Here is a 14895-nt window from a genome sequence, read left to right as displayed (position 1 = left end):
ACGGCATGCACCGTTGCAGTACTAGCCCCGCGGGCTCGGGGGTAGCTCCGGTCCCTCTCCGACGCCAAACGCCAGGCGCAGGTCGTCCCCGCGCTCGCGGGGGCAGCTCCTCCTTGACCCATCCTGCTCCCCCTGGTCCTGATCGCGATCGGCATGCTCGAAGTCAACTGCGTTCGAGCGGCGGTACCGCGGGTGCCGCCGCTCAGCGTTTCGGTGGCACACCTTCCACCCTGCTCCATGGCCAAGCCGGGAACCCGCACGCGTACGCCGCGCCGAAACGACGACTGCGATCCGGTTCGCGGCCCCCGGCGTCCCAGATTCTGCGAATTCGCACGCTTCCTGCTGGGGGTCGGGTCGGGTCGCCGGCAGTCCCTGTGGCGGCTACGAGCGATGCTGTTGAACGGGCGCGTGGGCGAGCGCTGTTGCCCGACAGGTCAGGTCAGGCGGAGTGAGCGAAGGCGGCTTCCAGGACGTCGAGTCCGTCGTTGAGGAGGTCATTGCCGATGACGAGAGGCGGCAGGAAGCGGATCACGTTGGCGTAGGTGCCGGTGGTCAGCACCAGGACGCCGGCCTGGTGACACGCCTTGGCCACGGCGGCGGTTGCCTCGGGGTTCGGTTCCTTCGTCGTGCGGTCCTTGACCAGCTCGATCGCGATCATCGCTCCGCGCCCGCGGACATCGCCGATGATCTCGAACTTCTCGGCCAGCGCCGTGAGACGGGGCTTCAGGACGGTCTCGATGTGCTGTGCCCGGGACCTGAGGTCGAGTTCCTTCATCGTCTGGATGGCGCCGAGCGCGGCGGCGCAGGCGACGGGGTTGCCGCCGTAGGTGCCGCCCAGGCCGCCCGGGTGCACGGTGTCCATGAGCTCGGCGCGGCCGGTGACCGCCGCGAGCGGGAGGCCACCCGCGATGCCCTTCGCGGTGACGATCAGATCGGGCACGATGCCTTCGTCCTCGCAGGCGAACCACTGGCCGGTGCGGCAGAAGCCGGACTGGATCTCGTCCGCGACGAACAGGATGCCGTTGTCGGCGGCGAACTTCCGGATCGCGGGCAGGAAGCCCTTGGCCGGCTCGATGAAGCCGCCCTCGCCGAGCAGCGGCTCGATGATGATCGCGGCCACGTTGTCCGCGCCGATCTGCTTGGTGATCTGGTCGATGGCCTGATCAGCTGCTTCTCGGGCGCAGTTGTCGGGACCGGTGGGCCAGCGGTAGGGGTAGGCGACCGGAACGCGGTAGACCTCGGGTGCGAAGGGGCCGAAGCCGTGCTTGAAGGGTATGTTCTTCGCGGTGAGCGCCATGGTGAGGTTGGTGCGGCCGTGATAGGCGTGGTCGAAGACGACCACCGCCTGCCGTCCGGTGGCGACACGGGCGATTTTGACCGCGTTCTCGACGGCCTCGGCTCCGCTGTTGAACAGGACCGACTTCTTGGCGTGGTCGCCCGGGGTGAGTTCCGCCAGCGCCTCGGCTACTTCTACGTAGCCTTCGTACGGGGTGACGCTGAAAGCGATGTGCGTGAATCGGGAAGCCTGGGCCGTCAGGCGTCGTACGACCGCTTCGGCCGCGTTGCCGACGACGGTGACCCCGAGGCCGGATTCGGGTTCGTCTCCGCGATGCTGGCGGCGCAGACATCGGTGTCGCGCGTGCTGTGGTCCTTCGCGCGGGACGAGTCGATGCCGGCGTCACGGTTCCTGGTGAAGCTGTCGGGCCGCCACAACAACCCGGTTCGCGCTGTCGTCGCCGTGGGCGTCCTCGCCGCGGTGGTGACCGTCTCGGCGTTCTCGGACCGCGTCTACACCACTCTCGTCTCCGGCGCGACGACGGGCTTCTTCCTCACGATGAGCCTCGTGCTCGCCGGCCTGATCGCCGGCTTGGCCAGGCGGGAGTGGCGCTACGGACCGGTGCGCCTGGGACGTGTCACGCCCCTGGTCGCCGTCGCCGCCGGGATCTGGTCGGCGTTCCAGGTCGTCAACCTCTGCTGGCCCCGGGCCACCGGTGAACCCTGGTACGTCACCTGGGCCGTAGTGATCGGCATGGCCGCCATCGCCGCCCTCGGTTTCATCGCCCGGCTGTTCGTGCGCACGCCGGAAGTCATCAACGGTGAACGTACCCTCGTAGCCGACTGACTCCGCGTCGCGCCGGACCGGGACGAAGTCGCCGGTCCCGCGGACGGTGACGACGGCCGGCTCCGGGCGCGGCCTTGCCCACGCCGCCAGGCCGCGGCCGGCGGACGGTGCGGGTCCCGCCCGGCCAGTGACCTCCGTCGCCACAGCGGTCCTGGCGGCTCATCCACGTTTTCTCCGAGGAAGGTGTCATGGACGAGATCCGTGTGCTGTCGGCTACGGCGATCCTGGGATACGGCTTTCCCGACGCGTCCTTCGAAGCCGGGCTGGAGCGTCGGCCGCACGTCATCGCGGCGGACGCCGGATCGAGCGATCCGGGACCGTACTACCTGGGGGCGGGGAAGTCGTTCATCGACCGGACCGCCGTACGGCGTGACCTGGAACGCATGATCCTGGCGGGACGCCGGCTGAGGATCCCCGTCGTCATCGGCTCGGCCGGCGGCAGCGGCGCCGCCCCGCACCTGGCATGGGTACGTGAGATCGTCGACGAGATCGTCCGCGACCACACCCTGCGCCTGCGGGTCGCTGTGATCTCCGCCGACGTCGATCCCGGGACGGTGCTCGCCGCGCTGCGCGAAGGGCGGATCACGCCGGTCCGCTACGGGCCCCGGCTGACGGACGAGGACATCCACGCCACCACCCACCTGGTCGCCCAGATGGGTGCCGAACCTCTGGTACGGGCGCTGGCAGCGGGCGCGGACGTCGTCCTGGCGGGCCGTGCCTACGACCCGGCCGTCTTCGCCGCGCTGCCCCTGCTCCACGGCTTCGACGAGGGCCTGGCCCTGCACATGAGCAAGATCCTCGAATGCGCCGCGATCGCCGCGCTGCCGGGCAGCGGCAGCGACTGCATGCTCGGCACCCTGCGGCGCGACCACTTCGTCCTGGAACCGCTCGCCCCCGAGCGGCACTGCACACCCACCTCGGTCGCCGCGCACACCCTGTACGAGAAGGACGACCCCTGCCACCTGCCCGGTCCCGGCGGCTATCTCGACCTGAGCGACTGCGTCTTCACCCCTGAAGGCGAGCGCGGCGTCCGGGTCTCCGGCTCCCGCCACGTCAGACAGCCCTTCAGCGTCAAACTGGAAGGAGCCCGGCTGCGCGGCTACCGCACCGTGGCGGTGGCCGGAGCACGCGATCCGCACTTCATCCGCGAGATCGACAAGATCACCCAGGGGGTGCGCGAACGCGTCGCGGACAACTTCCCGGACATCCCCGCCGACAGCTACGACCTGCTCATCAGGGTCTACGGAGCGAACGGCTGCATGGGAGCGCTCGAACCCGATCCCGGAACGAGCGGACCCGAAGTGGGCATCGTCATCGAGGCCGTGGCCCCAACCCAGTCCCTCGCCGACACCCTGTGCGGTTTCGCCCGCTCCACCATGCTGCACTTCGGCTACCCCGGCCGGGTGTCCACCGCCGGCAACCTGGCCTTCCCCTACTCCCCGTCCGACTTCCACGCCGGCGCGGTCTACGAGTGGAGCGTCTACCACCTGCTGCGGACCGAGGACCCGCTCGCCCTGTTCCCCGTCACCTACCTCGACTACTCGGGAGAGGCCGCATGACCGCCCCGCTGACCGAACTCGCCGACGTCATCCGCAGCAAGAACACCGGCCCCTACGAACTCACCCTCGACATCATCTTCACCGAGCGGGAACAGTACGACCTGGTGAAGCGCGAACGGGCCATCAACCGTGCCCTGATCGCCGACCTCTACCACCTCCCGCCGGACGACGTCGGCGAGCCGATCTTCTACGACCCGGCCAAGGCCGTGAAGGTCAACCTCCGGCGCCCGCTGGCCTCCGGCAGCGTCGGCGACACCGACGTCTACGGCGCCCAGCAGCACGGCCCACTGCTGACGATGGTGCTGCCCACGCCGTAGTGCGAGCGGCCGGCCACCGCTGGGGCAAGGGGCGGTCTCCCGAGCGCGTCACCGGCCCGAAGGGCCGTGCTCCGAGCGGGACTCGGACCAGATGACTTTGCTTGCCGATGCCGTGTGCGGCGCCGGTGACGAGCGCCGTCTCCCCGGCGAACTCGGCGGCTTCGGCGAACGGCGTCGTGGATGTCATTCGGGTGCTCCTGGTGGGGTCGGGTCGGGTGTCCGTGCGCGGTGACGGACGGCTTCGGGGCCGGGAGAGGGGCCGTCGTCAGCGGTCCCGGCTGTCGCTCCGGTGCCGGATGAGGAGGGCGGCGCCCAGGCCGGCCAGTACGGTGGCGACGATGACGCCGGTACCGAGGGCGTAGCCCGCCAGGGGGTCACCCCGGCCCGTCCGCTGTCCGGCTTCGACGACCGCGGTGACGAGGGCGAGGACGACAGCACCGCCGATCTGCATGAAGGTGTTGAGCAGGGCGCCCGCCAGCCCTTGGTCCCGGTCGGGCACCCCGGCCACCGCGCTCATGGTCAGCGCGGGAAAGGTCGCAGCCGTGCCGATCCCGTTGACGACCATGACGGGCAGGATCACCGTGAGAAATGGGCTGCCGGGGCCGATCCGGAAGAACAGCGCGTAGGACAGCGCGAGGAGCAGCATCCCGGCGGCGATCGTCCGGTGCACGCCGAACCGGGCGGCGAGCCGGCCCGCGAACGGTGCCAGCGCACCGTTGGCAAGGCCGAGCGGCACGAAGGCACCGGCGGTCTGCAACGGCGTCCAGCCCAGCACGTTCTGCAGATAGAGCGTGGCGAGGAACGCGAACGACGTGTAGGCGCCCCACATGGCGAAGATCGTCAGGTTGGTGCGCGCGGTCGCGCGCCGGGTGAGGAAGGACAGCGGGACCAACGGCTTGCGTGAACGGGACTCGACGCGGAGGAACAGGGCGAGCAAGCAGGCCGCGGCAGCGAAGAGGACGAGCGTGCGGGCGGACAGCCAGCCGTGCGCCGGAGCCTGCGTGAGGGCGTAGACCAGGAGCATCAGAGCTCCGGTGGCCGTCAGCGCGCCGGGAACGTCGAGCTTCTCGCGGGCGCCGCCCCGGCGGTCCGCCGGCAGCAGGTGCAGTCCTCCGAGCAGTGCCGCCACGGCGATGGGCACCGGAAGCACGAAGACGAGCCGCCACGACACTTCGGTCAGTACCCCGCCGAGAACGAGTCCGCCGATGAAGCCGCAGGCACCGGCGGTGGCGTACCACCCCAGAGCACGGCCTCGCCGCGGGCCCTCCGGCCAGTTGGTGGTGATCAGGGAAAGGGCCGCCGGGGCCAGGAAGCCCGCTGCGATGCCCTTGACCAGCCGCGCCGCGACCAGCAGGCCACCGGTCGGAGCGAGCGCTCCCAGCACACTCACCACGCCGAAGACGGCGACTGCGGTCAAAAAGGCGCGGCGTCGGCCGAATAGATCAGCGACGCGGCCGCCCAGGAGGAGGAACCCGCCGTAGCCAAGAGCGTAGGCGGACACGACCCACTGCAAAGAACCCGAGGACATACCAAGGTCCCGCTGAATGGCGGGCAGGGCCACGCCAACGTCGGACAGGTCGATGGCGTCCATGAAATGAGCCGCGCACAGCACCAGCAGGGCCAGGACGCCGGGTGACGGCTGCGTCTTCGCGACGGCCCCGGTTTCGCCGGCGGCGGTGGCGGTGGCGGATCCGTCAGTCTGTTTCATTGCTCTGCCTATTCATTGCTCTGCCTACCTCCGGTGGCGGTTGAGCGGAACCGGGCCCGCACCGCGCCGGACTCCGTGTCCGGGGCGCGGGAAACGACGTTGCCGCGCTTGCTCATGAGGGCTTCCGCGCCCGGTCCTCGCGGTAGAGCACGAGGTGTTCGTGGTGGAGCACGCCGTCCCGGATGTCGCCCGTGGCGGTGAAACCGGTGTCGTCGACGTACTCGAGGTGGTCGCCGGTCACCGTGTACCGGCCGGTGTACGCGCTGCGCCGGTTCCCCCGGGCCTCGTCGTAGCGCCCGTCCGGCAGCAGCTCCTGACGGATGTGACCGTCCGCGGTCACCCACATGCCGACCACGTCGGCGTTCCCGGGACCGCGCTCGCTCCGCGCATCGCCTGTCATCGAAATTCCCTTCCTCGGTGGGGCACCGGTGCCGTGCCCGACCGAGTCTGCGCAGGTCAGCGCAGGGGTACCAGGGTGCTCTCCGCCTGGGTGCGGCACACCCAGGAAGCGGGAGCAGCCAGCGCCTAGCCTGGCGGCCATGGACGACAACCACCTCGGAGAGTTTCTGCGCGCGCGCCGCGCCCGCCTGCGGCCAGGGGACGTCAGCATGGCGAGCCACGGTGTGCGCAGGGTCGCCGGACTGCGCCGCGAGGAGGTCGCCGTCCTGGCCGGCGTCAACGCCGACTACTACACCCGGCTGGAACAGGGCCGCGAGCGCCATCCCTCGCCACAGGTGCTGGACGCGCTCAGCCGTGCCCTCCTGCTCGACCCGGATGCCCGCGCCCACCTGCACCGCCTGGCCGGAGTGTCACCGGCCGGCCACGACTCCCTCCACGCCACCGAGCGGGTCAGTCCCGCGCTGCGGCAGCTGATGGACGGCTACCCGCACACCCCGGCGTTCGTCATGAGCCGCACCCTCGACCTCCTGGCCGCCAACGCCCTTGCGGACGCGCTCTACGCCCCTTTCGCCCCTGCGGACAACCTGGCCCGGATGACCTTCCTCGACCCGGCCGGACGGCAGTTCTACCGAGACTGGGACCGAGCCGCCCAGGCGACTGTCGCCAACCTGCGCCAGGCGAGCGGCTTCGACCCCGAACACCCGCGCCTGCGCCATCTCGTGGACACGCTGACCGAGCACAGCGCCGCATTCCGGCGGCTGTGGGCCCAGCACACCGTGCGCGGCAAAACCCAGGACGCCAAGCAACTCCTCCACCCGGACGTCGGCCCTCTCTCCCTCACGTACCAGTCCTTCGACGTCCGCGATGCGCCGGGCCAGCAACTCGTCATCTACCACGCCGAACCGGCCAGCCCCTCCGCCCACGCCCTGACCCTCCTCGGCACCCTGCACGCCAGCGAGAAGCGAGACCCATCCGGCGCTGCCGCGCGGTGAGTCCCGCGGACCGCCCCTCGTCTTCCGGAAAACGAGGGCCGGCACCCCGATCCAGTGCGGCTCGGGCGTGCCCGCTGGGTTCCAGGCCGTGCCGTTTCGCGTGGTTGACGACGCGCCGCCACTCCGGAACCTCGTCGTCATCAGGGTCGGTGATCCGAACGCGGCACGCGAGCGTGAAACAGCCGAAAGGTCTTCCATGAGGTCACATGCGGTCCGGCACGTGAGAGGTACGGGTATTCCGGGGTACGGAGAAGGTTCGGCTGTGTGCAGCCCTATCATTGGCGGGTGGACAGCAACGACAGTGGTGGCGGTGTCTCGGGTGAGCCGCGTGAGCGGATCCTCGCTGCCGCGTCGGCAGTGTTCTCGGCCCGGGGGTTTCGTGCCGGCAGTCTCAATGACATCGCGGCTGCCGCGGGACTGACCCGAGCCGGGCTGCTGCACCACTTCCCGAGCAAGCAGGCCGTCCTGTTCGCGCTGCTGGAACGGCGGGACGCGGAGCTGCACCTGACCAGGCCGGACAGCCGTGCGACGCTGCTTGAGCTGATGGCCGTCCTCGGTCCGTTCACCGAGGAGGTGGCCGGGAACCGGGAGATGGTCCAGCTCGCGCACATCCTGACCGCTGAGGCGTCCGGTGAGGATCATCCGGCCCGTGAGTGGGTGGCACGGCGTTACGCGCGATTGCGCACTGACCTGGCGGGGGCGGTGCGGCGTTCGATCGAGGCGGGGGAACTGCGCGCAGACCTTGATCCGGAGGCTTTCGGTGCCCTGGTTCTCGCGGTCGTCGAAGGCACCGAGAACCAGTGGCTGATCAGTCCGGACGAGGTCCACCCCGCGAACGTGGTGGACCAGCTGCGTATCCTGTGCGCCGGCGCACGCCCCCGGGATTGACACCCGGCATCCTGTGTCGTCGCGGTTGCCCACGGGTTCCGGGCCGCTGCCCCCGCCCACCGCGACCCGAGCCTCGGGCGTGACCTCCGCTGTTGGCTCACCGCACGGAGGACGGGCACCCGCGGTCACCGCCCCGGCCAATGGCCGCGACGCGATCTGGCCGCCCGCCCGGATCAGGCAGCCCGCGTCGGACTCGGCGGCCCACGTCAGACTCGGCAGCCCGGACTCGGCGGCGCATGGCCGGGCGTCCTCAGGCGGGCGGGCGGAGACGCGCAGGCACAGCGCCGCCGAGTCCTGCGGCGAGGCGTTGAACCGCACTCCCGCTGACGCGGCCATCGGACGCCGCCCGGATGACCAGGATGACGGAGTGCGGCGACGTGTCGCCACCGCCGTCGTCATCGTCATCGTCACCGTGGACGGTGACCGACCGCTCGATCGCAGTGGTGACCGTCACCGGCCGGGGCCCGGGCCGCACCCCAGCGACAACGAAACCTTCGAGTAGTCCTCACACGGATGCCGCCCGCGGTCGCCGGTACGGAGGCACGGGACGGGATCAGACCGTCACCGCCTGCCCGGCCCGTGCGTTCGAACCGGCCGGATTGAAACGTTACAGGATTCATGGCCCCCGATACCTACCAACTGGTTGGGAGTTCGTGCTCTACTGTCCTCCGCCGACGGTCGAATCCGGCCAATCCCCTGTTCCGCATCCCCTGGGCAATGACGCTTTGAGAGGTGTGTTCATGACGCACGACCCCCTGGTACCGGCCATTCCTGCCGCCACGGACCAGCCCCGGGCACCGTGGAAAAACGCGACCCTCGCCGGGCTGGCCTCCTACCTGGACGCGGCCACCATCGTCACTACCTCGATCGCCCTGGTGATCTTCCAGGCCGCGTTCGGCCTCACCGACCTGTCGATCGGCGTCCTGTCGTCGCTGCTGACCGTCACCATCGCCCTCGGCGCCTTCATCGGCGGCCGACTGGGCGACCTGGTCGGCCGCAAACGGGTCTACGCGGTGGACCTGCTGGTGTACACGGCCGGGATAGTCGTCCTGCTGTGCGCGGTCAACACGCCCATGGTCTACGTCGGTGTCATCGTGGCCGGTTTCGCCATGGGGGCCGACATCCCCACCTCACTGGCACTGATCGCCGAGACCTCGCCGGAGGGCCGCAAGGGGCGCATGGTCAGCGTCTCCTCGATCCTCTGGCTGGTCGGCATCGTGGTCGTCACCGTGCTGGCCTCGCTCTTCGCCGACCTCGGGATGACCGGCGCCCGGATCCTCTACGCCCACCTGCTGGTCGTCGCCGTCGTCACCTGGTTCCTGCGCCGCTCGATGCGCGAGTCCGCCGAGTGGCGGCAGGCCAACGACCGCGGCCCGCGGGAAGCCGTCGGCGACACCCCCCGGGCATCGGCCCGGCTGCTGCTCAATCCCGTACTGCTGCTGCCCCTGATCATGACCGGTCTCTTCTACACGCTGTGGAACCTGAGCGCGAACACCCTCGGCCAGTTCTCCACCTACCTGTACGTCAATGTCGCGCACACCGCGGTCTCGACCGCCTCGACGCTGGGCCTGGTCGGCATACCGCTCGGTCTGGTCGCCGCCTACGTGTTCATGCGGATCGCCGACTCCCGGCTGCGCAGGGTCTTCTTCGTCATCGGCGCGGTGCTCCAGGTCGTCGGATACGGCATGCCGGTGGTGCTCGGGATCTCCACCACCTCGCTGTTCCTGCTGTCGCTGGCCGGCGGCATCGGCCAGGCGTTCGCCGGTGAGGCCATCTACAAGGTCTGGTCGCAGGAGTTCTTCCCGACGCTGCTGCGCTCCACCGCCCAGGGCATCACCTACGGCGTCACCCGGGCACTCACCGCCGGCTTCGCGGTCGTCACGCCGTCCATCATCGCCTCCGAACCGAAGCTGCTGGTCGGTCTGCTCGCCTGCTTCGTACTCGGCAGCGGGCTGATCGGCGGCCTGGTGATCCCGGCCCTGGAACGCTCGCGGGGCACCGAACCCTGGGCCCAGGCGCTCCCTTCGGCCTCCCCGTCCGACGCCGCACAGCACGCGGTCTGACCCACCACCCGGAGAACCGAGCATGTCCGAGCACATCCCCGCGTCCGCCCCCGCAGTCCTGCGCGACACCCGCTGGCAGGGCCACTGGATCGGTCCCCGCGACACCCGCCCCCAGCAGGATCGGATAGCGCTGGGCACGACCGGTGAACGGGCCGGATTCGGCCGCTTCCTGTTCCGCACCGCCTTCGAGCTCGACACCGTCCCCGCGTCCCTTCCGGCCCGGATCACCGCCGACTCCCGTTACGTCGTCTACCTCAACGGCCAGGAGGCCGGGCGCGGACCGATCCGGAGCCAGCCCCGGCGGCTGACCTACGACGACCTTCAGCTCGCGCCACTCGCGGTGCCCGGCGAGAACACCCTGGTGGTCGCTGTCACGTACTACGGCCATGCCAACTCCTTCTGGATGCCCGCCGCCGCCAACCCCACCCTGGGCGGCGACGCGGTGCTGGTCTTCGAGGCCGACCTGGGCGACCGGATGCTGGTCAGCGACGACACCTGGCAGGTGCTCGACACCGGTGCCTGGCAGCTCCCGGGCACCATGAGCGGCCTGGACGGGGTGCCCGTCGAATGCCTGGACGCCCGCCGGCTGCCCGCCGACTGGCGGACCGGCGCACCGGACGCCGACTGGGGACCGGCCCGTACCGTGCCGACCAGCCACGTCGGCGCGCTGGCCCGCTCGCAGCCGCCCACCGACCCGTACGGGCCGCTGCTGCCCCGCTCGATCGGCCCGCTGGGCGGGAACGTCGTCACCCCGGTCGAGGTCGCGGTCGCGCCGCCCGTCGAGGCCGCCGGTCATCCGCATCCGGTCGCCCGGGTCCGCGCCCATCTCGCCGGGCTCACCGAACCGGATGTGCGGGACGCCGCCTTCCCCCTGGTGCTCGACTCCAGCGGCCCGGGACGTGTCCGGCACGTCGTGCTCGACATGGGGCGGGTGGTGTGCGGACTGGTCCGCCTGGAGTTGACCGCGGCCCCGGGGACACAGCTCGACCTGATGTACCGCGAACTGCCCCACACACCCGGCGTACCGGAGCAGTCGACCGCCCCCAACACGGGCGCTCGCTACCTCGCCCGCGGTGTCGACGACCGCTTCGAGGCGTTCGAGGTCAACGGGTTCCGCTACGTCCACGCGCTGATCGACGCCGACGGTCCGGTCCGGGTGGAGTACGTCGAGGTGCGCGAGCACCTCTACCCGCGCGCCGGCGCCGCGTACTTCCGCAGCAGCGACCCGGAACTCGACGCGCTGTACACCGCCGGAGTGCGCACCGTGGCGCTCAACTCCCACGACGCGTTCACCGACTGTCCGACCCGGGAGCAGCGCGCCTGGGTCGGTGACGGGGTGGTGCACCAGATGGTGCACCTGACCACCTCCACCGACTGGCGGCTGGCCCGCCGCTACCTGGAACTGGGCAACTCGCCCCGCTCGGACGGCATGTTGCCGATGAGCGTGGTCGGCGAGATCGAGGCGAGCGGCGGGGTGTCCATCCCGGACTGGGCCCTGCACTGGCTGCACGGGCTGCACAACTTCCACCGCTACGGCACCGACCGCGCGTTCGTCGCCGAACTGGCTCCCACGGCACGGCGGATCCTCGCCTGGTACGTGCCGTACCTCAACGGCGACGGGGTGCTCGCCGACGTCCCCGAGTGGAATCTGGTCGACTGGTCCAGCGTGCTGGTCGACGGTGCGAGTTCACTGCTCACCGCGCTGTGGGCGCGCGGTCTGCGCGAGTACGCGGAGATCAGCACGGCACTGGACAACCACGGTGACGCGGCCTGGGCCAAGGAGCTGTGGGAACGGGCACGGGCGGGCTACGAGACGTTCTGGGACGAGCGGCGCGGCACCTACGCCGACCATGCCGTGGACGGCGTGCTCCGGCCCGAGACCTCACAGGCGGCCGGCGCGGCGGCGATCGTCTCGGGGCTGGCTCCGGCCGACCGCTGGGACCGGATCATCGACCGGATCATGGATCCGGCGCGTCTGGTCACCCGCTCCTGGATCGGTGGTGCCGACGGCGGCTACGACGAGCGGAAGATGGCGGATCAGGTTCGCGGCGTCCAGCGCGTGGACTGGGACGCCGAGGAGGAGGTCGTGCGGGCGGAGCCCTTCTTCGGCTATGTCGTGCACGACGCGGCGGCGCTGGCCGGCCGCACCGCCGACCTGGTCCGGGCGCTGCGCGGGTGGAGCGTCTTCCTCAAGGACGGCTACGACACCTTCGGCGAGTGCTGGGGCTGGGGTTCCCCGGTGCACGGCTGGAGCGCCACACCCACCCGCGACCTGGTGACCAGAGTGCTCGGCGTGACCCCTGCCGAAGCAGGCTTCGCACGGGCCAGGGTCGCCCCGGCGTACGGGGTGCTGGAGCGTGCCGAGGGTGCGGTGCCGACCCCGGCCGGGCTCCTGTCGGTGTCCTTCGACGCGGTGGCCGTCGAGGTGGACAGCCCTCTGCCGTACACACTGGTACTGCCGGACGGACGGGAACAGCCATGTGATGCGGGTCGCGCCCGGGTGCCGCTCGGCTGACGGGTGCTGTCCGTCCGGGCGGCGACCGGGCTCCGTCCGGGCCCTGTCGTCACATTCCCTCCCCCGGCCGCGCGGTGCGGTCCGGACAGGTGGGTGGCGGGGCCGGCGGGTGCGCGGCCATCGATACCGGTGTGGGTTCGGTGGCGGTTGTACCAATCCAGCCAGTCGGGAAGCGCTGCCTGGCATCCGTGGTCCGAGGTGTGGAGGCGGATGCAGGCCCGCTCGTCGAGCAGGGTGCGGGGCAGGGTTGGACCTGCCGTTGCCGTTGGTCTGCGGTCGCCACGGCCGGGTCCGGCGCGGTGGGATGCCGCACCGGGCGGCTGGCCGGCCGGAGCCGATGCGTGGCTCTGGCCGCAGGAGTACGACGTGTTCACCGATCGTGGCGGGAGACCGGCGGGCTGGTGGCGGGGGCGGCTGGAACGGTCGCGCAGTCCCGCGAGACCCGACTGCCGGTAGCGCTCGGCCCAGCGGGCGGCGGCGGTGTGGCTGGCCCCGAAGCGTTGCGCGGCCCGGCGTACCGGCCGGCCGTCGTCCGCGACACACCGGGCCGGACGCAGCCTCCACGGACAGAACGACTAGGGCCCGGCGACGGCGCACAGGGTGCGCAGTTGGTGTACCACCTTCGCCGGGTCCACCCTTTCCGGGTTGACCAGCCACTGGTTCTCGGAGCCCTCGACGACCGCCAGGATCAGCGCGCCGAACGCCTCCGGGTCGAGGTCGGCGCGCAGTTCGCCGGTCTCGATCGAGCGCCGTACCGCGCTCGCCAGATGGGCGCGGAACTGTGAGTAGCGTCGGGCCACCCACTCGCGGGCCGGGTGGGCCTCGCCGGACGCCTCGGCGGTGAGGATGTGGGAGAGCTGGACCATCTCCCGGTTCGCGACCACCTCTTCGGTGAGTGGGCCGATCCGGTCTATCAGTTGGAGCAGGGGCGTACCCTCCGGGGGGCTGGCGATGTCCAGTTCGGCGTCCCGCTTCTCCAGCAAGGCCAGCAGGACGGCCTGCTTGCTCGGGAAATGGTGCAGCAGACCGGCTCGGGTGAGCCCGGCGGCGGTGGCGATGTCGTTCAGGCTGCCACCACGGAATCCCCGGGAGGAGAAGACGGTCAGCGCGGCGGCGAGGATACGGCCGCGCGGATCACCGGAGCTGCCGTCAGCACGGCGATTGTTGCCCATCGGGCCATGATATGGCCCGATGGTGACAGTGGCTGAGAGGCCTCGACGAGGGCACCCTCGCCCCGCTCACCGACACCGCCCCGCGCACCAGCCGCCCCGTCTTCGCGGTCGGGAACTCGCTGCACCCGGTGGACACCGCCGACGTCGCCGCACTTGACGGCAGCCACGTCGTCGCAGACTTTCCGAGTCGTAGACCGCACGTGCCGTGTGATCGCCGGATCCGATGCCCAGCGCACCGTACAGTTCGGCGCCGAAGGCCGCCCGGCGTTCCTGGTGAACCGGCGCGTACATCCCTTCGGAGTACGGGTAGTCCACCGAAGTGCGTCGCTCGGCGTGAGCCGTCCGCAGAGCATCGGCCAGGCGCTGACGTGCGGCGCCGCTCACCACCTCCACCTGCCACGGCTGGGCGTTGGAATTGGACGGCGCGGCGCCGACCAGCGAGAAGATGCCGCGCATCGTGCCCTCGAGTACGGGTTCCGGACGGAACGCGCGGGTCGCGTGGCGGGCGGGAGCGCGTCCTGGCCGCCGCCCGGCTGTTCGCGGTTCAGGGCATCGGCGCGACCGGCATGGAGCAGGTCGCCGAGGCGGCGCCGGTGTCCAAGCGAACGCTCTACGCGCACTTCCGCACCAAGAACGACCTCGTCATCGCCCACTTGCGGGATCTCGTCCGGTCGGGGGCCACCCTGGAAGCCGTACTGACTTGTGCGGACGTCGCTCCCCGGGAACGGATCCGCCGGCTGTTCGACCAGCCGGCGGCCGACGCGACTTTGGTGCGCGGGTGTCCGTTCATCGATGCCGCCGCGGAGTTCCCCGACCCGGAGAGCGCGGTGCATTCCTACGCCCGAGAGCAGAAGCTGCGTATGGTGCAGCTGATCGCCGCGGTGGTGACGGAGCTGGGCTGTCGCGAACCCCTAGCACTCGCCGAGCAACTGGCCACCCTCGCGGACGGAGCGGCCAGCCGCGCCATGGTGCTGAACGAGGCGGACTACGGTCGCCACGCGCGGGCGGCGGCGGAGGTCCTGCTCGACCGGGCTCTGTCAGTAGAGAGGGAGCAGGGCTGACGAGGCAGACGTCGTCGCGGCGCTACGGACCCACGAGACCTTCCGGCGGCTGCCTGTGCGTCGACGGGAACGACGGATGACGGCGGGGCCGGAACAGTG

The 14895-nt window shown here is 70.8% G+C and carries 12 protein-coding genes and 2 pseudogenes; 8 read left to right on the top strand and 6 right to left on the bottom strand.

Going from position 1 to position 14895, the window contains the following annotated elements; genetic code table 11:
* Positions 1-439: 439 nt before the first annotated feature.
* Positions 440-1591: pseudogene (gene gabT / locus AB0G32_RS19690) on the bottom strand (4-aminobutyrate--2-oxoglutarate transaminase); the annotation flags it as partial.
* On the opposite strand from gabT, the gene AB0G32_RS19685 reads away from it, so the two are divergent.
* The 3 genes from AB0G32_RS19685 to AB0G32_RS19675 all read left to right on the top strand — a co-directional run bounded on the left by AB0G32_RS19685 (position 1508) and on the right by AB0G32_RS19675 (position 3998).
* Positions 1508-2122 carry an amino acid permease gene (locus tag AB0G32_RS19685; RefSeq protein WP_361164582.1) on the top strand — a complete coding sequence of 205 codons (615 nt, stop codon included), beginning with the start codon at positions 1508-1510 and terminating at the stop codon, positions 2120-2122. The pseudogene gabT and the gene AB0G32_RS19685 overlap by 84 nt on opposite strands.
* Positions 2123-2310: 188 nt before the next feature.
* Positions 2311-3681 carry an acyclic terpene utilization AtuA family protein gene (locus AB0G32_RS19680; protein WP_361164343.1) on the top strand — a complete coding sequence of 457 codons (1371 nt, stop codon included), beginning with the start codon at positions 2311-2313 and terminating at the stop codon, positions 3679-3681.
* Entirely contained in the window at positions 3678-3998 is a 321-nt protein-coding gene (locus tag AB0G32_RS19675) for a DUF4387 domain-containing protein (RefSeq protein WP_361164340.1), read from the top strand. Before AB0G32_RS19680 ends, AB0G32_RS19675 begins: the two co-directional genes overlap by 4 nt.
* 265 nt (positions 3999-4263) lie before the next feature.
* Here the strand turns inward: AB0G32_RS19675 and AB0G32_RS19670 are convergent, their stop codons facing one another.
* Together AB0G32_RS19670 and AB0G32_RS19665 are read right to left on the bottom strand one after the other, a co-directional pair.
* Positions 4264-5706 carry an MFS transporter gene (locus AB0G32_RS19670; RefSeq protein WP_361164337.1) on the bottom strand — a complete coding sequence of 481 codons (1443 nt, stop codon included), beginning with the start codon at positions 5704-5706 and terminating at the stop codon, positions 4264-4266.
* A 112-nt stretch (positions 5707-5818) separates the two neighbouring features.
* Entirely contained in the window at positions 5819-6106 is a 288-nt protein-coding gene (locus AB0G32_RS19665; protein WP_361164334.1) for an Atu4866 domain-containing protein, read from the bottom strand.
* Between the two features lie 139 nt (positions 6107-6245).
* Here AB0G32_RS19665 and AB0G32_RS19660 point away from each other — a divergent pair, with 139 nt between their 5' ends.
* The 4 genes and pseudogenes from AB0G32_RS19660 to AB0G32_RS19645 form a co-directional block, all read left to right on the top strand.
* Positions 6246-7097, top strand: coding sequence for a helix-turn-helix transcriptional regulator (locus AB0G32_RS19660; protein WP_361164331.1), 852 nt, complete (start codon positions 6246-6248; stop codon positions 7095-7097).
* 285 nt (positions 7098-7382) lie between these two features.
* The gene (locus AB0G32_RS19655; RefSeq protein ID WP_361164328.1) at positions 7383-7985 is read left to right on the top strand and encodes a TetR/AcrR family transcriptional regulator; all 603 of its coding nucleotides are present in this window, start codon (positions 7383-7385) and stop codon (positions 7983-7985) included.
* 740 nt (positions 7986-8725) lie between these two features.
* The gene (locus tag AB0G32_RS19650) at positions 8726-10048 is read left to right on the top strand and encodes an MFS transporter (protein WP_361164325.1); all 1323 of its coding nucleotides are present in this window, start codon (positions 8726-8728) and stop codon (positions 10046-10048) included.
* A 22-nt stretch (positions 10049-10070) separates the two neighbouring features.
* A pseudogene (locus tag AB0G32_RS19645) lies at positions 10071-11969 on the top strand (family 78 glycoside hydrolase catalytic domain); the annotation flags it as partial.
* A 278-nt stretch (positions 11970-12247) separates the two neighbouring features.
* Here AB0G32_RS19645 and AB0G32_RS19640 read toward each other — a convergent pair.
* The 3 genes from AB0G32_RS19640 to AB0G32_RS19630 form a co-directional block, all read right to left on the bottom strand.
* Positions 12248-13120 carry a leucine zipper domain-containing protein gene (locus AB0G32_RS19640; RefSeq protein ID WP_361164579.1) on the bottom strand — a complete coding sequence of 291 codons (873 nt, stop codon included), beginning with the start codon at positions 13118-13120 and terminating at the stop codon, positions 12248-12250.
* Positions 13121-13138: 18 nt separating this feature from the next.
* Positions 13139-13735, bottom strand: coding sequence for a TetR/AcrR family transcriptional regulator (locus AB0G32_RS19635; RefSeq protein ID WP_361164322.1), 597 nt, complete (start codon positions 13733-13735; stop codon positions 13139-13141).
* Positions 13736-13801: 66 nt separating this feature from the next.
* The gene (locus tag AB0G32_RS19630) at positions 13802-14191 is read right to left on the bottom strand and encodes a hypothetical protein (RefSeq protein ID WP_361164319.1); all 390 of its coding nucleotides are present in this window, start codon (positions 14189-14191) and stop codon (positions 13802-13804) included.
* A gap of 62 nt (positions 14192-14253) precedes the next feature.
* Here AB0G32_RS19630 and AB0G32_RS19625 point away from each other — a divergent pair, with 62 nt between their 5' ends.
* The gene (locus AB0G32_RS19625) at positions 14254-14796 is read left to right on the top strand and encodes a TetR family transcriptional regulator (protein WP_361164576.1); all 543 of its coding nucleotides are present in this window, start codon (positions 14254-14256) and stop codon (positions 14794-14796) included.
* Positions 14797-14895 lie beyond the last annotated feature (99 nt).

The sequence above is a fragment of the Streptomyces sp. NPDC023723 genome, assembly GCF_040639815.1.
GTDB lineage: Bacteria > Actinomycetota > Actinomycetes > Streptomycetales > Streptomycetaceae > Streptomyces.
The sequence above is the reverse complement of the archived record's forward strand: the minus strand, read 5'-3'. Positions and strand labels throughout refer to the sequence as shown.